General features: G+C 70.8%; 20 protein-coding genes. 5 read left to right on the top strand and 15 right to left on the bottom strand.

The features are described from left to right. Positions 1-362 precede the first annotated feature (362 nt). From guaA to KM842_RS14830, 5 genes are read right to left on the bottom strand one after another with little or no spacing between them, the layout of a single operon-like run. Positions 363-1943 (bottom strand): glutamine-hydrolyzing GMP synthase, encoded by a 1581-nt coding sequence (guaA, locus tag KM842_RS14850; RefSeq protein ID WP_216259552.1) that lies wholly within the window; start codon positions 1941-1943, stop codon positions 363-365. Then, on the bottom strand, positions 1940-2386 hold the full coding sequence (locus KM842_RS14845) for a DUF3817 domain-containing protein (protein WP_111052383.1): 447 nt from the start codon (positions 2384-2386) through the stop codon (positions 1940-1942). Before KM842_RS14845 ends, guaA begins: the two co-directional genes overlap by 4 nt. A gap of 10 nt (positions 2387-2396) precedes the next feature. After that, positions 2397-3263: an SURF1 family cytochrome oxidase biogenesis protein gene (locus tag KM842_RS14840; RefSeq protein WP_216259550.1), complete on the bottom strand. Its 867-nt coding sequence runs from the start codon at positions 3261-3263 to the stop codon at positions 2397-2399. Positions 3264-3268: 5 nt separating this feature from the next. Further along, positions 3269-4696 (bottom strand): cation:proton antiporter, encoded by a 1428-nt coding sequence (locus tag KM842_RS14835; protein ID WP_216259548.1) that lies wholly within the window; start codon positions 4694-4696, stop codon positions 3269-3271. A 3-nt stretch (positions 4697-4699) separates the two neighbouring features. Further along, entirely contained in the window at positions 4700-5230 is a 531-nt protein-coding gene (locus KM842_RS14830; RefSeq protein ID WP_216259546.1) for a cation:proton antiporter regulatory subunit, read from the bottom strand. 119 nt (positions 5231-5349) lie between these two features. Between KM842_RS14830 and KM842_RS14825 the strand changes: the two genes are divergently transcribed. Together KM842_RS14825 and KM842_RS14820 are read left to right on the top strand one after the other, a co-directional pair. After that, positions 5350-5853 carry a hypothetical protein gene (locus KM842_RS14825; protein WP_216259544.1) on the top strand — a complete coding sequence of 168 codons (504 nt, stop codon included), beginning with the start codon at positions 5350-5352 and terminating at the stop codon, positions 5851-5853. A 91-nt stretch (positions 5854-5944) separates the two neighbouring features. Then, complete coding sequence (locus KM842_RS14820; RefSeq protein ID WP_216259541.1) at positions 5945-6460, top strand: hypothetical protein; 516 nt, start codon at positions 5945-5947, stop codon at positions 6458-6460. Between the two features lie 19 nt (positions 6461-6479). Here the strand turns inward: KM842_RS14820 and KM842_RS14815 are convergent, their stop codons facing one another. The 7 genes from KM842_RS14815 to KM842_RS14785 all read right to left on the bottom strand — a co-directional run bounded on the left by KM842_RS14815 (position 6480) and on the right by KM842_RS14785 (position 14388). Further along, positions 6480-8336, bottom strand: a complete 1857-nt coding sequence (locus KM842_RS14815; protein ID WP_216259539.1) for a glycerol-3-phosphate dehydrogenase/oxidase — start codon at positions 8334-8336, stop codon at positions 6480-6482. Between the two features lie 63 nt (positions 8337-8399). After that, positions 8400-9518, bottom strand: a complete 1119-nt coding sequence (locus KM842_RS14810; protein ID WP_216259536.1) for a GuaB3 family IMP dehydrogenase-related protein — start codon at positions 9516-9518, stop codon at positions 8400-8402. 80 nt (positions 9519-9598) lie between these two features. Beyond that, complete coding sequence (locus KM842_RS14805) at positions 9599-9793, bottom strand: hypothetical protein (protein WP_216259534.1); 195 nt, start codon at positions 9791-9793, stop codon at positions 9599-9601. 447 nt (positions 9794-10240) lie between these two features. Continuing rightward, entirely contained in the window at positions 10241-10966 is a 726-nt protein-coding gene (locus tag KM842_RS14800) for an ABC transporter ATP-binding protein (protein ID WP_253206385.1), read from the bottom strand. Between the two features lie 134 nt (positions 10967-11100). Beyond that, positions 11101-12069: an ABC transporter ATP-binding protein gene (locus tag KM842_RS14795; protein WP_216259529.1), complete on the bottom strand. Its 969-nt coding sequence runs from the start codon at positions 12067-12069 to the stop codon at positions 11101-11103. Further along, complete coding sequence (locus tag KM842_RS14790; RefSeq protein ID WP_216259527.1) at positions 12062-13048, bottom strand: branched-chain amino acid ABC transporter permease; 987 nt, start codon at positions 13046-13048, stop codon at positions 12062-12064. Before KM842_RS14790 ends, KM842_RS14795 begins: the two co-directional genes overlap by 8 nt. An 11-nt stretch (positions 13049-13059) precedes the next feature. Next, positions 13060-14388, bottom strand: coding sequence for a branched-chain amino acid ABC transporter permease (locus tag KM842_RS14785; protein ID WP_216262472.1), 1329 nt, complete (start codon positions 14386-14388; stop codon positions 13060-13062). 405 nt (positions 14389-14793) lie between these two features. Here KM842_RS14785 and guaB point away from each other — a divergent pair, with 405 nt between their 5' ends. After that, the gene (guaB, locus tag KM842_RS14780; protein ID WP_216259526.1) at positions 14794-16296 is read left to right on the top strand and encodes an IMP dehydrogenase; all 1503 of its coding nucleotides are present in this window, start codon (positions 14794-14796) and stop codon (positions 16294-16296) included. A gap of 210 nt (positions 16297-16506) precedes the next feature. Then, positions 16507-17382, top strand: a complete 876-nt coding sequence (locus tag KM842_RS14775; protein ID WP_216259524.1) for a hypothetical protein — start codon at positions 16507-16509, stop codon at positions 17380-17382. 184 nt (positions 17383-17566) lie between these two features. Here KM842_RS14775 and KM842_RS14770 read toward each other — a convergent pair whose 3' ends face one another. After that, positions 17567-18385 (bottom strand): SDR family oxidoreductase, encoded by an 819-nt coding sequence (locus tag KM842_RS14770; RefSeq protein ID WP_216259522.1) that lies wholly within the window; start codon positions 18383-18385, stop codon positions 17567-17569. Between the two features lie 249 nt (positions 18386-18634). On the opposite strand from KM842_RS14770, the gene KM842_RS14765 reads away from it, so the two are divergent. Then, positions 18635-19972 (top strand): ABC transporter substrate-binding protein, encoded by a 1338-nt coding sequence (locus KM842_RS14765; protein WP_216259520.1) that lies wholly within the window; start codon positions 18635-18637, stop codon positions 19970-19972. Positions 19973-20325: 353 nt separating this feature from the next. Here KM842_RS14765 and rarD read toward each other — a convergent pair whose 3' ends face one another. Both rarD and groES read right to left on the bottom strand, forming a co-directional pair. Continuing rightward, positions 20326-21279, bottom strand: a complete 954-nt coding sequence (gene rarD / locus KM842_RS14760) for an EamA family transporter RarD (RefSeq protein WP_216259518.1) — start codon at positions 21277-21279, stop codon at positions 20326-20328. Positions 21280-21493: 214 nt separating this feature from the next. Continuing rightward, the gene (gene groES / locus KM842_RS14755; protein ID WP_071292506.1) at positions 21494-21790 is read right to left on the bottom strand and encodes a co-chaperone GroES; all 297 of its coding nucleotides are present in this window, start codon (positions 21788-21790) and stop codon (positions 21494-21496) included. Between the last annotated feature and the right edge of the window lie 139 nt (positions 21791-21929).

Genomic DNA, 21929 nt, shown 5'->3' with positions numbered 1-21929 from the left:
CGACCCGCCGCCCGCACCCCGCCGAAGTCGCACGGACTGCCGCCCCGCCGGGTGCTCGGCGACCGAACGCGCGACCTCGGCGATAGGTCCGCGGCGAGTCGAGCGACCTCGGCGCTCACGCCGGGACGACGTGGCGGAGGCGCCGAGGTTGCACGAAGTGCCGCGTGCAGACCGGCCAGGTCGCACGAAGTGCCGCCCCGCCTGCCGCCCGGCGGCCGGACGTGCGACCTCGGCAGGGCCTTGGCGGCGGGTCGTGCGACCTCGGCGGGGCCTTCGCGGCAGGGCCTTCGCGGCGGGGACGCGCGGAGACGCCGAGGGCCCGGCACGCAGTGCGTACCGGGCCCTCGGGCGTCAGGGGAGCGTCACTCCCACTCGATCGTCCCCGGCGGCTTCGACGTGACGTCGAGCACGACCCGGTTCACGTCGCGCACCTCGTTCGTGATGCGGTTCGAGATCTTCGCGAGCACGTCGTACGGCAGACGCGTCCAGTCCGCGGTCATGGCGTCCTCGGAGGAGACCGGACGGAGCACGATCGGGTGTCCGTACGTGCGGCCGTCTCCCTGCACGCCGACCGAGCGGACGTCGGCGAGCAGCACGACCGGGCACTGCCAGATCTCGTCGTCCAGGCCGGCCGCGGTGAGCTCGGCACGGGCGATGGCGTCGGCGGCGCGGAGGATCTCGAGCCGCTCGGCCGTGACCTCGCCGACGATGCGGATGCCGAGGCCCGGGCCGGGGAACGGCTGGCGTCCGACGATGACCTCGGGCAGCCCGAGCTCGCGGCCGACCGCCCGGACCTCGTCCTTGAACAGGGTGCGCAGCGGCTCGACGAGCTGGAACGTCATGTCGTCGGGCAGCCCGCCGACGTTGTGGTGCGACTTGATGTTCGCGGTGCCCGATCCGCCGCCGGACTCGACGACGTCCGGGTACAGGGTGCCCTGCACGAGGAACTTGACCTCGGCGTCGCCGTCGGAGGCACGGGCCTCGAGCACGAGCGCCTCGGCCGCGGCTTCGAACGTGCGGATGAACTCACGCCCGATGATCTTGCGCTTCTGCTCGGGGTCGCTCACGCCGGCGAGGGCGTCGAGGAACTGCTCGCGGGCGTCGACCGTGACGAGCCGGACGCCGGTGGAGGCGACGTAGTCCTCTTCCACCTGCTTGCGCTCGTCGGCACGGAGGAGCCCGTGGTCGACGAAGACGCACGTCAGCTGGTCGCCGACGGCCTTGTGCACGAGCGCTGCGGCGACGGCGGAGTCCACCCCGCCGGAGAGCCCGGCGATGACCCGCGAGGAGCCGACCTGGGCGCGGATGCGCTCGACCTGCTCCTCGATGACGTTGGCGGAGTTCCAGTCACCCGGCAGACCGGCGGCACGGTGCAGGAAGTTCTCGAGCACGGCCTGGCCGAACGCGGAGTGCTTGACCTCGGGGTGCCACTGCACGCCGTAGAGCTTGCGCTCGTCGGAGGCGAAGGCCGCGACCGGGGTCGACTCGCTCGACGCGAGGACGTCGAAGCCCTCCGGGGCCTTCGACACGGCGTCACCGTGCGACATCCAGGTGGTCTGGTCGGCCGGCTGTCCGCCGAGCAGGACACTGTCGGTCCCGCTCACCGTGACGGCCGTGGCCCCGTACTCGCGGAGGCCGGTGTTCGCGACCTCGCCACCGAGCGACTTCGCCATGGCCTGGAAGCCGTAGCAGATGCCGAGCACGGGGACGCCGAGGTCGAGGATCTCGCTGTCGAGGGACGGTGCGCCGTCCTCGTAGACCGAGGACGGGCCTCCGGACAGGACGATCGCTGCCGGGTCCTTCGCGCGGATCTCGTCCGCCGTGACGGAGTGCGGGACGATCTCGCTGTAGACGTTGGCCTCGCGCACCCGTCGGGCGATCAACTGCGCGTACTGCGCGCCGAAGTCGACGACGAGGACGGGACGCTGTTCGGTCTCGCTCACCGAGCGCTCTCCTTCTCCCGCGACTGCTGCGCGGTCAGCTCGTGGTAGGTGGTCATGGCGGCCTTCTGCATGCGGTGCTCGACCACGAAGGACATGAACGGGATGATCCCGCCGAGGGCGATGAGCAGGAAGCGCGTCGGGCGCCACCGCATGATGCTCCACAGGCGGAAGTCCGCGAAGAGGTAGACGACGTACAGCCAGCCGTGGGCGATGAGGATCGCGACCGACAGGTTGAACGTGCCGGGTGCTTCACCGGCGGTGCCGTTCGGGACGAAGAACGCTCCGCCGCCGAGCTGCATCTCGCGCTGGATGGGCGTGTACTTGATCACGACCTCGACGATCAGGGCCAGCAGCAGCACACCCGTGATGTACGCGGAGATGCGGTAGAACCGCACGGCCCCGGGGATCTTCGGGATGTCGCGGGTCCGGACGGTCAGAGCCATGCCGACGATCCTACCGGCGACCGGGCTCGGCCCGGGCGTCGTCCACAGGCGCCCCGTCCGCGGTGCCGTCGTCGAGCGCCGGAGCGTCCACGGGCCCGGCGGCGGCATCGACCGGAGCCCCGCCCGCGGCCTCGGCGGCCTCGCGCTCCTCGTCCTGCTCCCGCTCCCACGCGTCCTTCACGAAGCGGTACCAGAGGAAGACGGCGAACCCGGCGAAGACGACCCACTCGACGGCGTAGAAGAGGTTCAACCAGTCGAACTGGACCTCGCGCGTGGGGGCCCGGTCGGCGATGGTGCCGAGGTCGGCGGCGTCCGCGGTCGCCCCACCGGCGACGACGTACCCGCCGTACATCCGGTCGTCGAACGCCTTCCAGGTGTTCACGAACCGGGCCGGCGCGACCGCCGAGTACTCGCCCTGCTCGAAGGAGTCCTGGTCGGGCGACTCCGCCGGGTAGTACCGACCCTGGACCGTCACGGTCGCGCCGTCCGCCAGACGGTCGCCACCGGCGACGGCGTCCGACCGCTGGTCGGCCCACCCGATGACGACCGGGAGGCTCGCCCCCGTCGCGTCGTCGACCAGGTGTCCGACGGCCTGGTACGTCCCACCCCCGCTGCGGCCGGTGAGGACGGTCGTGTCGCCGGCGACGAAGCGACCGGAGACCGTGACCTTCTGCCCGGCGAGCGTCGAGCCGACGGGCTTCTCCGGCGTGGTGACCTCGTCGAGCGTGCGACGGGTCTCGGTGCCGGCGGGCAGGGGCTTGCCGTTCTCGATGCTGCGTTCGAGCTGCCACTTGCCGAGGGCCGCGAACACGCCGGCCAGGACCAGCGCCAACAGCAGCAGTGCGATCCACCTCGGACGTCGTGCAACGGCCCACATGCGTGTCAGTACTCCGGATCGCGTGGTCGGACCGGGCGCTCGGGACGCTCGGCGGGGATCTCGATCGACGACGTGCTCGCGCTCACGGGTTCCGGCAGGACCGGCTGTTCACGGCTGGACGTTGTCTCGGGGTCCCCATTGTCGCGCTCTTCCCTGCCCGCGGCCTCCACGAGGGCGATCTCCTCGGCGAAGCGTCGGTCCCGCTCGGCCTTGCGCTCCGCGGCGGCCTGCGCTGCCGCGAGCTCGCGGCCGCGGAGCTTCCGCACCCGACCGGGTCGGAGCACGAGCCTCCCGATGCGGTCCGAGTTCACGGCCAGCAGCGGACCGAGCACGGCCATCACCAGCACGTACAGGCCCGCGAACGCCGTGATGCGCTCCTCGAGCCCGGCCGCGGCGGACAGCGTCGCCAGGATCAGCGCGAACTCCCCACGGTTGACCAGGATGACGGCGGTGTTGATCCCCTGCTGGACGCTGAAGCCGTTCATCCGGGCGACGAGCTGACCGGCGACGGCGTTGAGCACGACGGTCATGCCGATCGCGGCGGCGACGGGCCAGAGCACCTCGCCGAACGTCGAGACGTCGAGGCCGAGCCCGAAGTTCACGAAGAAGAAGGCCGCGAACACGTCACGCATCGGGAGGGCGAGCTGCTCGATGCGGTCGCGGTAGCGCGTGGCACCGCAGAGCAGCCCGATGACGAACGCACCGATGGCGTCGGTCACGCCGAGCAGGTCGCCGATGCCGCCGAACATCACCGCGAGGCCGAAGAACAGCACCGTGAAGAGCTCGTCGTCGCGCGTGGCGAAGAGCTTCGAGACTTGCTTGCCGCCCCACCGCGCCAGGCTGAACATGACGATGAGGAACCCGAACGCGAGCGCGAGCTTCCCGATCACCGCCCAGGGGTTCGTGTCGCCGGACAGCACGACCGAGACGATCGCCAGGTAGACGGCGATGAAGACGTCCTCGATGACCGTGACGCCCAGGATCATGGGCGTCTCGTCGTTCGCGAGCCGCCGGAGCTCGATGAGCAGCTTCGTGACGATCGCACTCGACGACGTCGCCGTCATGCCCGCGATGATCAGGGCTTCCCGGGTCCCCCAACCGAGCGAGAACCCGAACGCGAACCCGACGCCCATGTTGATGGCGACGTAGGTCCCGCCGGAGACCAGGAGCTTGCCGGCGTTGCCGTAGAACTCCTCCTGGTCGAACTCCAGGCCGAGGTTGAACAGCAGCAGGATGAGCCCGAAGGTCGCGATCAGCTCGATGGTGTGCGACTCGACGCTCAGCCCGAACCAGGGGGTGTGCGGACTCGCGATGAGCCCGACCACCATGTAGACGGGGATCGCCGGCAGACCGATCGTCTTGCCGAGCCGTCCGAGGACGTAGGCGATGAGGAACAGGCCGCCGATGGTCAGCAGCTCACCACCCAGGTGCATCGGCTAGCTCCCGGGCGGTGCCTCGGCAGCAGCTGCTGCCACCTGACCGCTGCGGTAGAAGGAGAACGCCTTCGCCACCTTCTCGGGCGCACCCGCGACGACGATGGTGTCCCCGGGGAACACCACGAAGTCGGACGAGGGCGCCGGGTTGGCGCTGTCGCCTCGGACCACTGCGACGACGGTCAGGCCGATGAAGCCGGAGTCGTGCAGGTCGCCGAGGGGCTTGCCCGCGATCGCGTCGTCGTAGTCGACGCTGAACCAGTCGATGGAGAGGCCGGGGATCTCGTCGAGCTTGTCGAGGCCCTCGGTGATCCGGGTGCCGCCGAGGAGTTCGGCGAGGGTGTGCGCCTCGTCCTCACTGAGGCGGAGCGAGACCTTCTCGGACTTGTCCGCGCCGTCGGCGACGTCCGCGAAGGAGATGAGGTCGGAGTGACCCGACCGGTGCGTGATGACACCGCACTTGCCACCGTCGTCGGTGTAGAAGCTGTGCAGCACGCCGACGCCGGGGAGTTTGACGCGATGGACGTCGACCATGATGGCTCCCTTTCCCAGGACTCCCATGCTAACCACCGGCAGGGCCCGGCCATTCCGTCCGGCACGGGTCATCCCACCGGTGGACGCGGCGGTCCACCCTGCCCGTCGAGGATGGCGGCATGACCTCCCGCACCGTGGTCGCCGTCACCGGCGTCGTCGTCGTCACCGTGTACGCCGCGCTCATGGCGCTCGACGCGCTCGTGCTCGACCCCCTCGCCGCCGTGCCGGGACGGTCGCTCGCCGAGGTCCACGCCGGGGTCGAGGCCGCGGGCGGCTCCGTGGTGCAGGCCGTCGCCGCCGTCCTGGTCGTCGCCGCCGTCGGCGTCGCACTCGCGGTGCTCGTCGCCGTCCTCGCCCTGTGGGACGGCCTGCCCGCTCCGACGATCGCGGTCCTCCACCTCGGACTCGTCGTGCTCGGCGCCTTCGCGACGTTCCTGACCACGTTCTTCCTCGGCCTCGAGGTCGCCGATGCGTTCGGGACCGCGGGCGGCACGCACTCCCCCTGGGTCGCCGTGCTGGCCGGGACGAGTCTCGTCGCCCTCGTCGCGATCCCCATAGTGCTCTTCACCGACATGGTGCGCACGCTCCGTCACGCCCGGGCCGAGGCCCTTGTCCACGGGTGACGTCGGCCGAGCCGAGACGGCGGCCCCGCCGCGTCGTCGGCCCGGTGACGACGTCGGACCCGGGGCCGACGACGTGACGGACGGGAGGCCCGTGGCGGCGCCGTCACGGGCCTCCCGGTCCGTCGTCGCGATCGCCGGCACCCTCGTCGTGACGGCCTACGCCGCACTGCTCGCCCTCGACGCCCTCGTGCTCGACCCGCTCGCCGCCGTGCCGGGCAGGACGCTCGCGCAGGTGTACGCCAAGGTCGACGCGGTCGGTGCGGACAGCCGCCTCGACGTCGCCGGGGTGCTCGTCCTCGCCGGCACCGGTGTCGCCCTCGCCGTCTTCTTCGCGGGCGCCGCCGTCCGCGGGTGGATGCGGCTCCCGGTCGCCGTCGTCTGCCACCTCGCGGTGCTCGCCTGCGGAGCGGGCGCGGTGTTCCAGTCCGGCTTCTTCCTCGCAATGGACGTCGCGGACGCCCACGGGATCCCCGGTGGTCGACACGGGCCGTCCACCGGGGTCCTGTACGGGACGAGTCTCCTGGCCCTGGTCGCGATCCCGGTGGTCGCCGCGGTCACCCTGCTCGGCGACCTCGTCCGCCAGCGACGCCACCGCCGGCCCGCCTGAGCCTGGCGACCGGTGAGGTTCAGCGGGGTTCGGTCGTCTTCTCGCCGACGACCTGCTCGTCGTCTGCCGTGGCGCCCTCGGCACCGCTCGACCGGCCGCCGCCCACGACGACGTCGTCCTCCTCGAACCCGAACGCGATGTCCGGCGCCTCGAGCCGCACGCGGTCCGCCGATTCGTCGTCGGGCTGCAGCTGCGACTCCCGCTCGGCGGCGACCCGCTTCAGGTAGTTCGACACCTCGTTCTCGGTGGTCTCCTGGTCCCACCCGAGCACGTCCGCCATGAGCTTCGCGGCGACGGGGGCTGCGGACTCGCCGCGGTCCCAGGCCTCGATGGAGATGCGGGTGCGGCGGGCCAGGACGTCCTCGAGGTGCAGGGCTCCCTCGTGCGAGGCGGCGTACACGACCTCGGCGCCGATGTAGTCGTCCGCGCCGGGCAGCGCGTCGGCCAGCGACGGGTCGTCCTGCACGAGCTGCAGCACCTCGGACGCGAGGGTGCCGTACCGGTTGAGCAGGTGCTCGATGCGGACCTTGTGCACGCCGGCGGACCTCGCCGTGCGGCCGCGCTTGTTCCAGGCGGCCGGGTACCCCTCGGCGCCGAGCAGCGGGATGTCCTGCGTCGTCGACTCGGGGACCTTGCCGTCCATCGCGGCGACGGCCTCGTCGATGGCGTCCTTGCCCATCACGCGGTAGGTGGTCCACTTGCCGCCGGCGACGACGACCAGGCCCGGGGCGGTGTGCGCGACGACGTGCTCGCGGCTGAGCTTCGACGTCGCCTCGGACTCACCGGCCAGGAGCGGTCGGAGTCCTGCGTAGACGCCCTCGACGTCCTCGCGGGTGAGCGGCACCGCGAGCACCTTGTTGACGTGCTCGAGGATGTAGTCGATGTCCGCCGCGGTGGCAGCCGGGTGGGCCTTGTCGAGGTACCAGTCGGTGTCGGTCGTGCCGATGAGCCAGTGCCGGCCCCACGGGATGACGAACAGCACGCTCTTCTCGGTGCGCAGGATCATGCCCGAGTTCGACTGGAACCGGTCGCGCGGGACGACGAGGTGCACGCCCTTCGACGCCCGGACCTTGAACTGGCCGCGGGTGCCGACCATCGCCTGCGTGTCGTCGGTCCAGACACCGGTCGCGTTGACGACCTGCTTCGCCCGGATGTCGAAGTGCTCGCCCGTCTGGATGTCGTGCGCGTGCGCCCCGACGACCCGTTCGCCGACCTTGATGAAGCCCTCGATCCGCACCCGGGACGCCGCGTGGGCACCGTACGAGGCGGCCGTGCGCACGAGCGCCGCGACGTACCGGGCGTCGTCGACCTGCGCGTCGTAGTAGGTCATCCCGCCGACGAAGGCGTCCTTCTTGAGCGACGGCATCGAGCGGAGCACCTGCGTGCGGGTGAGGTGCCGGTGGTGGGGCACGCCGGGCGGGCGCCCGCCGGACCAGCTGAAGACGTCGTACATCGCCATGCCGATGCCGATGTAGAAGCGCTCCCAGACGCGGTGGTTGAGCGGGTACAGGAAGCGGACCGGCTTCACCAGGTGCGGGGCGATCCGCTGCAGCAGCAGGCCGCGTTCGATGAGGGCCTCGCGCACGAGCGTGAAGTTGAGCTGCTCGAGGTAGCGGATGCCGCCGTGCACGAGCTTCGACGACCGGCTGGACGTGCCCGATCCCCAGTCTCGCGCCTCGACGATGCCGACCGACAGGCCGCGCGTCACGGCGTCGAGCGCGGCACCGCCACCGACGATGCCGCCGCCGACGACGAGCACGTCGAGCTCGGTGTTCTTCAGCGTCTCGATCGCCGCGGCGCGTTCGTCGGGGCCGAGCTTCGTCGTGGGGTCGAACCCCGCCGTGGTGGACGCACCGTCCGTGACCGTCGTTGCCATGCTCGCCTCCGTCGCCGTGCGGCGCCGGGCGTCACCCGGGGAGCGTCCCCGAGCGCACCGCCGTCAGCGGTGGTACGGCGCCACGACCACTTCTACTCGCTGGAACTCCTTGACGTCGGAGTACCCGGTCGTCGCCATCGACCGACGCAGTGCGCCGACCAGGTTGGCGCGACCGTCCCACGACGGGGTCGGGCCGTTCAGGATGCTCTCGAGCGTCCCGATCGTGCCCACCTCGACGCGACGGCCGCGGGGCAGTTCGGGGTGGTGCGCTTCGGCACCCCAGTGGAACCCGCCGCCGGGCGCCTCCTGCGCACGGGCGAACGCGGTGCCGAGCATGACCGCGTCGGCGCCCATCGCGATCGCCTTCACGACGTCGCCGGCGGTGTCGAGGCCGCCGTCCGCGATGACGTGCACGTACCGGCCGCCGGACTCGTCCATGTAGTCGCGGCGGGCACCGGCGACGTCGGCGACCGCGGTCGCCATCGGCGCGTGGATGCCCAGGGCGGCACGGGTCGTCGAGGCCGCGCCACCGCCGAAGCCGACGAGCACGCCCGCGGCACCGGTGCGCATGAGGTGCAGCGCCGCCGTGTAGGTGGAGGCACCGCCGACGATCACGGGGACGTCGAGCTCGTAGATGAACTTCTTGAGGTTGAGCGGCTCCTGGTTCTGGGAGACGTGCTCGGCGCTGACCGTGGTGCCGCGGATGACGAACAGGTCGACCCCGGCGTCGACGACGGTCTGCGAGAACTCCTGCGTGCGCTGCGGGCTGAGCGACCCGGCGACGGGCACCCCGGCCGCACGGATCTCGGCCAGGCGGCGGGTGATCAGCTCGGCCTTGACCGGCTCGGCGTAGATCTCCTGCATGCGCTTCGTGACGTTGCCGTCGGTCAGCGAACGGATCTCAGCGAGGTAGGGCTCCGGGTCCTCGTAGCGGGTCCAGAGGCCTTCGAGGTCGAGGACCCCGAGGACGCCGAGGCGCCCCATCTCGATGATGGTCGCGGGCGAGGCGACGGAGTCCATCGGCGCGGAGAGGATCGGCGAGTCGAACCTGAAGGCGTCGATCGACCACTCGACGCTGACGTCGCGCGGGTCACGCGTCCGTCGCGAGGGGACCACCGCGATGTCGTCGAACGCGTACGCCCGACGTCCGCGCTTGCCTGCACCGATCTCGACTTCGCTCACCCGGCAACCCTACCGGGCGGGGTCCCGCGCTGGCACGGCCGGACGGTCGTTGCCTGCTGCCGGTGCGTGCGGTCCGTGGTTCAGTGCGGCCCGCGGCGCCGCGTGGAGCGGGTGCGGCGGAGCACCCGGAGCGTCAGCCCGAGCAGCAGGGCCAGCACGATCAGCACGACGAGGAGTGCGGCCGCGACCTTCACGACCAGGGCCGCACCGACGAACAGGACGACGAACACCACCCACACGAGGGCGTCCATCGCCCGGTCGGAGAAGCGTTCCACGCTCGAACGGTACCCGACCGGTGGTGGTGGGACGGGCCTCCCGGCCGGACGGAGGCGCGGGAGGCACGGGACGCCGCCCGGTACGCGGGACGCCGCCCGGTACGCGGGACACCGCCCGGTACGCGAGACGCCGCCCGGTACGCGGGACGCCGCACAATGCTTGAGACGCCGCCGGAACCGGCGGCGTCTCGCCGCTTCGGCGGCGTCTCGGGTGAGACACCGGCGTCTCGGCAAGACACCGGCGTCCCTGCAAGCCACCGGTGTCTCGGGCAAGACACCGGCGTCCCAGTGAGACACCGGCGTCCCGGCGAGACACCGGCGTCCCGGCGAGACGCCGGCGTCCGCCCCGGACACGAGAGCGGGGCCGTGCGGCGCGCATCGCGCAGCCTGCACGGCCCCACCGGTCGCGGATGCCGCCCCCACAGCGACACCCGCGGGTCGACGGGCTCAGCGAGCGCCGTCGACGTCCTTGGCGAGCGTCCCGAGGTAGAGCTCGATGACCTTCGGGTCGTCGGCGAGCTCCTTCCCGGTGCCCGAGTAGGCGTTCCGCCCCTGGTCGAGGACGTAGCCGCGGTCACAGATCTGCAGGCAGCGACGGGCGTTCTGCTCGACCATGATCACCGAGACGCCGGCCTTGTTGATCCGACGCGTGCGGATGAACGTCTCGTCCTGTCGGACCGGCGACAGCCCGGCACTCGGCTCGTCGAGCAGCAGCACCTTCGGGTCCATCATGAGCGCCCGCGCCATCGCGACCGACTGCCGCTCACCACCGGAGAGCGATCCGGCACGCTGGCCCTTGCGCTGCCCGAGGACGGGGAACAGGTCGTAGATGACCTCGAGCCGCTCGCTGAACTTCTTCGGCCGCAGGTACAGCCCCATCTGCAGGTTCTCCTCGATGGAGAGCGACGGGAAGACGTTGTTCGTCTGCGGCACGAAGCCGACGCCGGCCTGCACGAGCTTGTTCGCCTTGAGGTTCGTGATGTCCTCGCCCTGCAGCGTCACCGAGCCCTCGCGGATGTTCACCAGGCCGAACAGCGCCTTGAGGAGCGTCGACTTCCCGGCACCGTTCGGGCCGATGATGCCGATGAGCTCGCCCGGGTAGCACTCCAGGTCGCAGCCGTTGAGGATGTTGACGCCCGGCAGGTACCCGGCGACCAGGTTGCTCGCGCGCATCACGGGCTCGCGGTCCTGCACGGCGGTCCCGCCGACCGGCGCACCGCCCGGGGTCGTGCCGCCCGGTGTGACGGCCACGGCCGCCGGCTCCGGACTGGAGGCCCGGCCCGCGCCGGTGCCGTTCGTCGCGTCCGTCATCGGGTCGCCTTCCCTTCGTCGGCGGCGTCCGCCGCGTCCTCTTCTGCGACCTCGTCGGCGAGTTCCTCGTAGGTCTCCTCGGTGAGGAGCGAGTCGTCGCCCAGGTCGGTGTCGTGGTGGGCGCCGAGGTAGGCGTCGATGACGGCCTGGTCGTCCATGACGGTGGCGGCCGGGCCCTCGGCGACGACCTTGCCCTCGGCCATGACGACGACCCAGTCCGAGATGTGCCGGACCATGTGCATGTCGTGCTCGACGAAGAGCACGGTCATGCCGTCGTCGCGCAGGGACTGGATGTGCCCGAGGAGCGACTGGGTCAGCGCGGGGTTCACGCCGGCCATCGGCTCGTCGAGCATGATCATCGTCGGGTCGGACATCAGCGCGCGGGCCATCTCGAGGAGCTTCCGCTGGCCGCCCGAGAGCGAACCGGCGTAGTCGTCCTTCTTCTCGAGGAGCTTGAAGCGGGCGAGGAGGTCCTCGGCCTTCGCCGTGATCTCCTGCTCGCGCTTCTTCCACACCGGGGACACCAGGGCGGCGAAGAAGTTCTCGCCGGGCTGGTCCTTCGCGCCGAGCAGCATGTTCTGCATGACGGTCAGGCGGGACAGCGCCTTCGTCAACTGGAAGGTGCGGACCATACCGGCCCGGGCGACCTTCGCGGCCCCGGTGTTGCCGAGCGTCTTCCCGTTGAACTGCCAGCGGGCCTCCTTGCCGCTCGACGGCTTGTCGAAGCCGGTGAGCAGGTTGAAGAAGGTGGTCTTGCCAGCGCCGTTCGGGCCGATGAGCGCCGTGATGGCGCCGCGCTGGACCTCGAGGTGGTCGACGTCGACCGCGGTCATGCCGCCGAACTTGCGGGTGATGTTGTCGACCGTGAGGATCGCGTCGGGCTTCGCGGCGCCGGGCGTCCTGGCGATGCCCGTCGCGTCGGTGGCGGTGCGGCCGGTGTCGGTCGTGGGGGTTGCGTCAGACACTGAACGTCAGCTCCTTCTTGTTCCCCAGGAGTCCCTGTGGGCGGAAGACGATGAGGAGCATGAGCGCGACGCCGACGAGCACGTACGAGAACTGCTCGGCCTGCTGGGCGCTCATGATCGAGTTCGGGATGAAGTCACCCGCGAGGGTGCGGATGAAGAGCCGGACGACGAAGAACAGGACCGCGCCGAGCACCGGGCCGAACACCGTCGCGGCACCACCGAGGATGAGCGCCGTCCAGATGAAGAACGTCATCGAGCGGCCCATCGCGTCCGGCTGCACCGAACTCGGCAGGACGTAGATGATCCCGGCGAGGGCGCCGAGCGCGCCACCGAACACGAGCGCCTGCATCTTGTAGGAGTAGACGTTCTTGCCGAGGGAGCGGACGGCGTCCTCGTCCTCGCGGATGGCCTTCACGACGCGACCCCAGGGGCTGCGCATGAGGAGGAACAGCACGAGGGTGAACAGGGCGACGAGGCCCCAGCCGACGATGCGGATCCACCAGCCGTTGACGCCGTTGTTCGAGTAGCTGAACCAGAGGATCGTCGTGGTGCCGTCGGGCAGGAAGCTCAGCGCGTTGAACGGTTCGCGGTAGCTCGAGCCGGTGATGCCGTTCGAGCCACCCGTGGTGTCGGTGAGCAGGCTCGAGCGTCCGACCATGCGGATGATCTCGGCGCCGGAGATCGTCACGATCGCCAGGTAGTCCCCCCGCAACCGCAGGGTCGGGATGCCGAGGATGACGGCGAAGACGATCGCGATGGCCAGGGCGACCAGGACCGCCAGGCCGAAGGGCAGGCCGTTCGTGATCGAGATCGCGAAGCCGTACGCGCCGAGCAGCAGGAACGCCGCCTGGCCCATGTTCACCAGACCGGTGAGACCGAAGTGCACGTTGAGGCCGATCGCCGCGAGCGCGAAGGCCGCGGTCGTCGGGGCGAGTGCTTCCTGCGTCAGCGAGCTGAGCAGTTGGAGGATGTAGTCCATGCGGGTGCTCCTTAGCCGATCCGCTCGGCACGGCCGAAGATGCCCTGCGGCCGGAACAGCAGGATGAGGATGAGGATGACGAGGGCGGTGGCGTACTTGAAGTCACCGGGGAGCACCAGGTTCGTGAGCTCCACGACGACGCCGATGATCATCGAGCCGACGAGCGCGCCGTACGCCGTGCCGAGACCACCGAGGGTCACCGAGGCGAACATGAGGAGCAGCAGCTGCAGACCGGTCTGCCAGTTCACGCCGTTCAGCACGAGGCCGAGCATCACACCGGAGAGTCCGGCGAGACCGGCGGCGAGCGTCCACACGAACCGGATGACCCGGTCGACGTCGATGCCCGAGGCCGCGGCGAGCGCCGGGTTGTCGGACACCGCGCGGGTGGCCCGGCCGAAGCGGGTCTTCGCGAGGAAGAGCCCGGTGCCGACGAGCACGACGAGCGCGATGCCCATGGCGACGTAGGACTGCACGGTCAGCGTGATGCCCGCGAACGTCACCGTCTCGGGGTTGCCCTGCTGGATGCGGACGGTCGAGGCGCCGAAGAAGTACTGGAACGCGTACTGGGCGGCGATCGACAGGCCGATCGTCACGATCATGAGCTGGGTCAGGCTGATCCGGCGCTTGCGGAGCGGCTTCCAGATGCCTGCGTCCTGCAGGTACCCGGTCGCGGCGCAGAGCAGCACCGTCACGAGGCCGGCGAGCCAGATGTTCCACCCGAGCTGGTTGGCGAACACGTACGCGAGGAGGCCACCGAGGGTCACCTGCTCACCGTGCGAGAAGCTCGACAGGCCGGTGGTGCCGTAGATGAGCGACAGACCGATCGAGGCGAGGGCGATGAGCAGGCCGAGGCGGATGCCCGACGCGAACTGCTGCCAGAACCGTGCGGCCGTGACGCTCGTGGCCCCGGTGTCGGTCGTCGCGCCCTCCTGGTCGGAGAGCTGGAAGATCGTGCCGGCGTTGGCGTTCAGGTTGCCCTGGACGGTGCGCTCGGCGTCCTTCGCGTCGGTGAGGAACTGCCCCTTCGGCAGGGTGTCCTGGTCGACCTTGACCGTGTACGACCCGGCTGCCGGGATGCTGACCGACCACCGGCCGTCGGCGTTCGTCGTCGAGGACCCCGTGAACGAGCCGGGGCCCGTGACGTCGACGCCGACACTCTCGGCGGGCTTCCGACCGGAGTCGAGGATGGTGCCCTGGATGCAGCCGTTCGTCGGGCTGACGGTGCAGGGCCCGGTGCTCGCGGGCGCGCTGCTGGCGGAGGGGGCGCTGGTCGCCGCACCGGCCGCGGGCGAGAGGGCCCAGTCGACGGCGAAGGTGGCGAGGAAGGCGAGGAAGAGCACGGCGGCGAGGACCAGGCGACGGCGGCCTGGTGCCCCACGGCGGAGTCGGCGCGCCAGCGCTGACCCCGGCGGAGTGATGGAACCCACGGATGAGCCTCTCGTTCGGATAGTCGAGGACCATAGGGATTTTTTGTGTCCCCCGTGTTTCCGGCACGTTCCCTGCACAAATCGTGCTGGAACCGTGATCTTGCACAGGCGCGTCGATTTGCATTCCGGAGGTGAGCCTCCCGTCTGGCCGGTACAGCGCCGTTCCGGGACCGTCGGCGGGTGCCCGCGGAGGCCCTTCGGACCACCGGCGCGACCGCCGGAATGGCGCGCGCACGCCGCGCGTTACCATGTCCTATCCGGAGCCCACCGCAGCGTCCCGGTGCCTCGACCACTTCACCTCGCCCACGAAGGGGACCCATGGACCAGCCGGATCCGTTCGGATTCATCGGACTCACGTACGACGACGTCATGCTCCTGCCGGGGCACACCGACGTCATCCCGAGCGAGGCGTCCACGACGTCCCGGCTCACCAAGCGGATCTCGGTCAACGTGCCGCTGCTCTCCGCCGCGATGGACACCGTCACCGAGTCGCGCATGGCCATCGCCATGGCGCGCCAGGGCGGCATCGGCATCCTGCACCGCAACCTCTCCATCGCGGACCAGGCGGCGTACGTCGACAAGGTCAAGCGCTCCGAGTCGGGCATGATCACGAACCCGGTGACCACCACGCCGGACGCCACCGTGGCCGAGGTCGACGCCCTCTGCGGGCAGTTCCGCGTCTCCGGTCTGCCGGTCGTCGAGGGCGACGGCACGCTCGTCGGCATCATCACGAACCGCGACATGCGCTTCGTCGCCCCCTTCGAGATGGCGACCACGCTCGTCCGCGACGTCATGACGAAGACGCCGCTCATCACCGCGCGCGAGGGCATCGACCCCGAGGAAGCGGTCGCGATCTTCGCCCAGCACAAGATCGAGAAGCTGCCGCTGGTCGACGCCGACGGCAAGCTCCGCGGGCTCATCACCGTCAAGGACTTCGACAAGAGCGAGAAGTACCCCGACGCCACCAAGGACGACGAGGGCCGACTGCGCGTCGGTGCCGCGATCGGATTCTTCGGCGACGCCTGGCAGCGTGCGCAGGCCCTGCTCGAGGCGGGTGTGGACGTGCTCGTCGTCGACACCGCCAACGGCGAGAGCGAGGGCGTGCTCGACATGGTGCGCCGCATCAAGGCCGACCCGGCGTTCGCCGGTGTCGACGTGATCGGCGGGAACGTCGCCACCCGTGCGGGTGCGCAGGCGCTCATCGACGCCGGGGTGGACGCGGTCAAGGTCGGCGTCGGGCCGGGCTCGATCTGCACCACCCGCGTCGTCGCCGGTGTCGGCGTGCCGCAGGTGACCGCGGTCTACGAGGCCTCGCTCGCCGCGCGTGAAGCCGGCGTCCCCATCATCGCCGACGGCGGCCTGCAGTACTCCGGCGACATCGCCAAGGCCCTGGTGGCGGGTGCGGACACCGTCATGCTCGGGTCCCTGCTGGCCGGCACCGACGAGTCCCCGGGCGACCTGGTGTTCGTCGGCGGCAAGCAGTACAAGGCCTACCGCGGGATGGGGTCGCTCGGCGCCCTGCAGACCCGTGGCAAGAAGACCTCGTACTCGAAGGACCGATACTTCCAGGCGGACGTCCCCTCGGACGAGAAGCTCATCCCCGAGGGCATCGAGGGGCAGGTCCCCTACCGCGGGTCGGTGGGCAACGTCGTGTACCAGCTCGTCGGCGGGCTGCGGCAGTCGATGTTCTACGTCGGCGGTCGGACGATCCCGGAGCTCAAGGCTCGTGGCAAGTTCGTGCGCATCACCCCCGCGGGGCTGAAGGAGTCGCACCCGCACGACATCCAGATGGTCGTCGAGGCCCCGAACTACCGCGGCTGACCCCGGGTCGGGCCGGGCCGGGTCGGGCGCCGAGACGCCGCCGAACACGCGAAACGCCGCCGAATTCGGCGGCGTTTCGTCGTTCGCGCGGCGTCTCGTGCTGACGGGGGCGTTCCGTCTGCCCCTGCACAGACGGCCGTGGCCGGGAGGCTCTCCACCGGTCCGCCCCGCGTGCCGGCTCGGCGCGCCTCCCGCTGGCACCGTCGTCGCATGCAGACGCGATCGACGATCCTCACGGCGCTGCCGGCGACGCTGACCGACCCTGTCCGGCTGTTCCACGGTGTGGCGGTCGAGCGCGACGACTGGTCGGCTCTGAGCCCGCTGGAACGCCGACGACTCGTGGTCCGCGCTCGTGTCGCCACGTTGCGCGCCCCCGGGATCGTGTCGCACCGGTCTGCTGCCGCTCTCTGGGGTCTGCCGGAGCACGGTCGGTCGGACTGGCGGCTCCACGTGCTCGACCCCCGCGCGACGAAGACCCACGCTGGTCGCGGCGTCGTCCGGCACGTCGGCTCGATCGGCGACGGGGACGTCGTGGTGCTCGACGGCGTCCGGACCACGTCCCTGCTCCGGACCGTCGTCGACGTCGCCCGGACCTCCTCGTTCGAGCACGCCGTCGTCGTGCTCGACCACGTCCTCCACAGCAGTGCACTCGATCGGGACGCGCTGACGTCGGCGCTGGTCGCCAGCGCGGGGCGGCGCGGCGTGCGGCAGGCGTCCTCTGCGCTGGCGTTCGCTGACGCGGCTGCGGAGTCGCCCGGCGAGTCGATCAGCCGGGTCACCGTCCGGCGGCTCGCTGCCCCCGCTCCCGTCCTGCAACAACCGTTCGTCACGGATCGAGGGACGTTCCGCGTCGACTTCTGGTGGCCGGAGGCAGGCGTCGTCGGCGAGTTCGACGGGCGCGTGAAGTACGACGACCGCGATGCACTCTGGGACGAGAAGCGGCGTGAGGACGCTCTCCGCCGTCACGGTCGGGTGCGTGGATTCGCGCGCTGGGGCATGGCCGAGGCCGGCGACCCGGCACGACTCGGCGCGGTGCTCGTCGACGCCGGTCTGCCGCTCGGGCGCGGATGGACGCATCGCCGATGAGCCGTCCGGTCTGCGTCCGCTCGTGTGCGGCGGCGAGACGCCCCCGTTCCCATGCGGCGGCGAGACGCCGCCGTCCCCGTGCGACGCCGCTGTCCCGTCGAGACGCCGCCGGAACCAGCGGCGTCTCAAGAGGACAGCGGCGTCTCGGGGTGACGGGGGCGTCCCGCGACCCGGCCCGGTGCGCCTACGCGGAACGCCAGTCGTCCGAGGTGATGTGGCTCCCACCGTGGGGGCCCATCTGCAGCATGCCGCCGTCGACGGGCAGTGAGATGCCCGTGATGTACGACGACGCGGGCGACGCCAGGAACGCCACCGCCGCCGCGATCTCCCACGCGTTGCCCGGTCGGCCGAGCGGGATGCCCGGGCGGTCGATCGTGTGCGGGTCCTCGTCCTCGGCGCCGGTCATCCGGGTGGCGATCTCCCCCGGTGCCACGGCGTTCGCGGTGATGCCGTGTTCGGCGAGTTCGATGGCGATCGTCTTGAGCAGACCGCCGAGCCCGTGCTTCGCCGCGTCGTAGGCGCTCGAACCGTAGCGGGGCTGGTGCTCGTGGACGCTCGTGATGCCGATGATGCGCCCGCCGGTACCCTGGGCGACCATGCGTCGAGCGGCGGCCTGGATCGTCACGAAGGCTCCGTCGAGGTCGGTCGCGACCGTGTGCCGCCACTGGTCGAGCGTGAGTTCGAGGAAGGGGGCGTTGTCGCCGGTGCCCGCGTCCGCCACGATGACGTCGACGCCACCGAGCTGCTCCGCCAGGCGGTCCACGACGGCGCCGGCACCCGCCAGGTCGGTGACGTCGATCTGCTCGACGACCGCCGTCCGGCCGAGCCCGCGGATCTCGGCCGCCGTCTCCTCGGCACGGTCGGGTTCGGACAGGTAGGTGATGCCGACGTCCATCCCGGCCGCCGCGAGGGCGACGGCGGTGGCACGGCCGATGCCCGATTCGGCGCCGGTGACGATGGCCCGCGAGGGTCGGAAGACGGTGGTGGAGGATGTGTCGCTCATGCCTGCGGACCGTACGCCGCGCCTCCAGGACGGCTGTTCGGGAGCGTAACTACCGTCCAGACGGACTCCTGATCAGGGGTTCCGGTGAGCCCGTTCAGAAGTGTCACGGGTATGTAACGAAACATCCAGGTGTGTCCTTCCGTCACACGGGCGAAACACATCGACCCTAGTTTTCTCTCCAATCCCACGCGGAGACGCCGCGCTCGACCCGATGCGGTAGGGCCTCCGCGCAGAGAAAGGGTTCCACGGATGATCAGAACCACCCGCGCCACCACGGCGCTGGCACTGGCGGGGGCGGCAGCGGTGCTCCTGGCCGCCTGCTCCACCTCGAGCAACGCCGGTGACGGCGCGTCCGAGTCGGCCAAGGCCGGCGGCGCGAAGAAGGACCCGGCGGCGAGCTGCGAGGCCCCCTCGTCGCCCAGCACCGACCCGCTGAAGATCGGCACGATCCTGCCGCTCACCGGTTCGCTCGCGTACCTCAACCCGCCCGCCGAGTCCGGTGTCGGCCTCGCCGTCGAGGACATCAACTCCGCCGGTGGCGTGCTGGACGAGGACGTCACGATCGACCCCGCCACCGACTCCGGTGACAGCAACGACATGACCGTGTCGAGCTCGGCCGCGACGAAGCTCGTCAACGCGAAGGTGCCGGTCGTCATCGGCGCCGAGTCCTCCTCGGTCACGCTCAACGTGATCGACCAGCTGACGAGCAACTGCATGGTGCAGATCTCGCCGGCCAACACGGCGACGGACCTGTCCGGCTACTCGTCGCACTACTACCGCACCGCTCCGCCGGACTCCGTGCAGGGATCCGCCCTCGGGCAGCTCGTCACCGGTGACGGCAACGCCAAGGTCGCCTTCCTCGTCTTCAACGACACGTACGGCACCGGCCTGCGTAACTCCGTGCAGGAGGCCGTCGAGGCCGCCGGCGGTCAGGTCGTCTACGGCGCGAAGGGCAAGGGCCAGGAGTTCCCGCCCGGACAGACCACGTTCTCGTCCGAGGTGACCGCGGCCCTCGCCGCGAAGCCCGACGCGATCGTCGTGCTGGCCTTCGACGAGACGAAGTCGATCATCCCCGAGCTCGTCTCGCAGGGGAACAAGGCGAAGATCTACATGTCCGACGGCAACACCGCGGACTACTCGAAGGACTTCGACAAGGGCACCCTCGACGGCGCGCAGGGCACCATCCCCGGCGCCAGCCCGAAGGACGACCTGAAGAAGCGTCTCGTCGACTTCTACAAGAAGTCCTCCAACAAGGACCTGGCCGACTTCTCGTACGCGGCCGAGTCCTACGACGCCACCACCCTCGCCGCCCTCGCCGCGGTGAAGGGCAAGGGCACCGACTCCGGCACCATCCAGGCCAACATGGCCGCGGTGTCCGGTGCGGACGGCGGCACCGAGTGCTCCACCTTCAAGGAGTGCAAGACGCTGCTCGACGGTGGGAAGGACATCCACTACACCGGCCCGTCCGGCATCGGTCCGTTCGACGAGAAGAACGACCCGTCGAGCGCCTACATCGGCATCTACAAGTTCGACGCGGACAACAAGCCCGTGTACCAGAGCGCCATCCAGGGCTCGGTCTCGAAGTAGCCACACCAGCACCACCGACGGCCCCCGGGAGCAGCTGCTCCCGGGGGCCGTCCCCGTGCGCGCCGGTTGCACCCGCCGGTCGGGCCGCCGGTGGAGGCGCGGCGAGACACCGGTGTCGGCCCGTCACGCCGCCGAGTGCTCGAGACGCCAGGTTCTCGAGACACCGGTGTCGGCCCGTCACGCCGCCGAGTGCTCGAAACGCCGCGGGAAACCGCACCGTCTCGGCGTCGGAGCGGCGTCCGGGACAGACGGGGGCGTCTCGCAGACCCGCCGGACCCGCCGGACCCGCCGGACCCGCCGGACCCGCCACACCCGCGGCACCCGGACAGGAGGCGCGCCTCCCCGCCGTCAGATCAGGCCGGCTCGACCGCCGGGGCGCGTCGCGCACTCCGCCGCGCAGCGGTGAACGAGTCGACCGTGAGCAGGACGAGCGCGAGCCAGACGATCCCGAAGCCGACCCACCGCGAGGGCGACATCGGCTCGTGCTGGACGAGCACCCCGACGAGCAGCTGCATCACCGGGGCGAGGTACTGCGTCAGCCCGAGCGTCGACAGGCTGACCCGTCGTGCCGAGGACGCGAAGAGCAGCAGCGGCACCGCGGTCGCCGGGCCGGTGAGCACCGTGACGAGCGTGTGCAGCCAGCCCTCGCTCCCGATCGTCAGTCCGCCGCCGACGCCGGTCACCCCGAGGACCACGAGTGCGCCGACCGCCAGGGGCAGCAGCCACACGGTCTCGATCGCCAGGCCGCTCAGCGCGTCGACCGTGCCGCCGACCCGCTTCTTCACGAGGCCGTACGCGCCGAACGAGAACGCCAGCGCGAGGGAGATCCACGGCATCTGCCCGTACCCGACCGCGATGACGACGACGGCCAGGATGCTGATGCCGACGGCGGTCCACTGCAGGGGACGGAGCCGCTCGCGGAGCACCAGGACACCGAGCGCGATCGTGACGAGCGGGTTGATGAAGTAGCCGAGCGCCGCCTCGACAGTGTGGCCCGTGGTGGTCGCGAGGACGTACACGGTCCAGTTCACGAGGATGAGGCCGGCGGCGATGCCCATGACGCCCATCACGCGCGGTTGCACGAGCAGGGACCGGGTGCGGAGCCACGACCGGGTGGCGAGGATCGCGACGGCGCAGAACACCAGGCCGAAGACGATGCGCCACGAGACGATCTCGAACGCGCCGGCGGGGGCCATGGCCGCGAAGAGCAACGGCATGAGTCCCCAGAGCCCGTAGGCCACGAGTGCCTGGACGACCCCGACGGATGCCTCGCTGCGCGCGGGGCGCGTGGGACTCGGTTCACTCACGGAACCATCCTAGGAAGGCGGGCCGACGGCGCAGGTCGAGGCCGCGCCTCCCGGCCGACACGAGGCCCTCGTCGGCGCCGCCCGCCACCCGCCGCTCGCCGGTCGCCGCTCGCCGCACGCCGCTCGCCGCTCGCCGCTCGCCGGCGGATCGTCCGTCGGCGGGACGACGAACGCCCCGTCGGCCAGGCCGACGGGGCGTTCGGTGGAGCAGGTGTCAGTGCTCGATGACCGCGAGGACGTCGCGGGCCGAGAGGACGAGGAGGTCCTCACCGGAGTACTTGACCTCAGTGCCGCCGTACTTGGAGTAGATGACCTTGTCGCCGACGGCGACGTCGAGCGGCACGCGGTTGCCGTTGTCGTCGATGCGACCCGGGCCCACGGCGACGACCTCGCCCTCCTGGGGCTTCTCCTTCGCGGTGTCCGGGATGACCAGACCCGACGCGGTGGTCTGCTCCGCCTCGACCTGGCGGATGACGATGCGATCTTCGAGCGGCTTGATGCTGACGGCCACGGTGACCTCTTCTTTCTCGGTACGTGTTCGGTACTGACGAAAACCGGGTTGGCACACTCCGGGGGAGAGTGCCAACGCCAACTCTAGGACGTCACTGGCACTCGGTCAATCCGAGTGCCAGCACATCCGGTCGGAGTCG

Source organism: Curtobacterium sp. L6-1, from assembly GCF_018885305.1.
Classification (GTDB): Bacteria; Actinomycetota; Actinomycetes; order Actinomycetales; family Microbacteriaceae; genus Curtobacterium; species Curtobacterium aetherium.
The sequence above is the reverse complement of the archived record's forward strand: the minus strand, read 5'-3'. Positions and strand labels throughout refer to the sequence as shown.

Bases quoted from the DNA above. Each gene is read 5' to 3' on its own strand.
- KM842_RS14830 (WP_216259546.1), bottom strand. From the start codon at position 5,230: ATGGTCGACGTCCATCGCGTCAAACTCCCCGGCGTCGGCGTGCTGCAC.
- KM842_RS14800 (WP_253206385.1), bottom strand. From the start codon at position 10,966: ATGCGCGCGAGCAACCTGGTCGCCGGGTACCTGCCGGGCGTCAACATC.
- KM842_RS14840 (WP_216259550.1), bottom strand. From the start codon at position 3,263: ATGTGGGCCGTTGCACGACGTCCGAGGTGGATCGCACTGCTGCTGTTG.
- KM842_RS14770 (WP_216259522.1), bottom strand. From the start codon at position 18,385: ATGAGCGACACATCCTCCACCACCGTCTTCCGACCCTCGCGGGCCATC.
- KM842_RS14775 (WP_216259524.1), top strand. From the start codon at position 16,507: ATGCAGACGCGATCGACGATCCTCACGGCGCTGCCGGCGACGCTGACC.
- KM842_RS14845 (WP_111052383.1), bottom strand. From the start codon at position 2,386: ATGGCTCTGACCGTCCGGACCCGCGACATCCCGAAGATCCCCGGGGCC.
- KM842_RS14765 (WP_216259520.1), top strand. From the start codon at position 18,635: ATGATCAGAACCACCCGCGCCACCACGGCGCTGGCACTGGCGGGGGCG.
- KM842_RS14835 (WP_216259548.1), bottom strand. From the start codon at position 4,696: ATGCACCTGGGTGGTGAGCTGCTGACCATCGGCGGCCTGTTCCTCATC.
- guaB (WP_216259526.1), top strand. From the start codon at position 14,794: ATGGACCAGCCGGATCCGTTCGGATTCATCGGACTCACGTACGACGAC.
- KM842_RS14825 (WP_216259544.1), top strand. From the start codon at position 5,350: ATGACCTCCCGCACCGTGGTCGCCGTCACCGGCGTCGTCGTCGTCACC.
- KM842_RS14790 (WP_216259527.1), bottom strand. From the start codon at position 13,048: ATGGACTACATCCTCCAACTGCTCAGCTCGCTGACGCAGGAAGCACTC.
- KM842_RS14815 (WP_216259539.1), bottom strand. From the start codon at position 8,336: ATGGCAACGACGGTCACGGACGGTGCGTCCACCACGGCGGGGTTCGAC.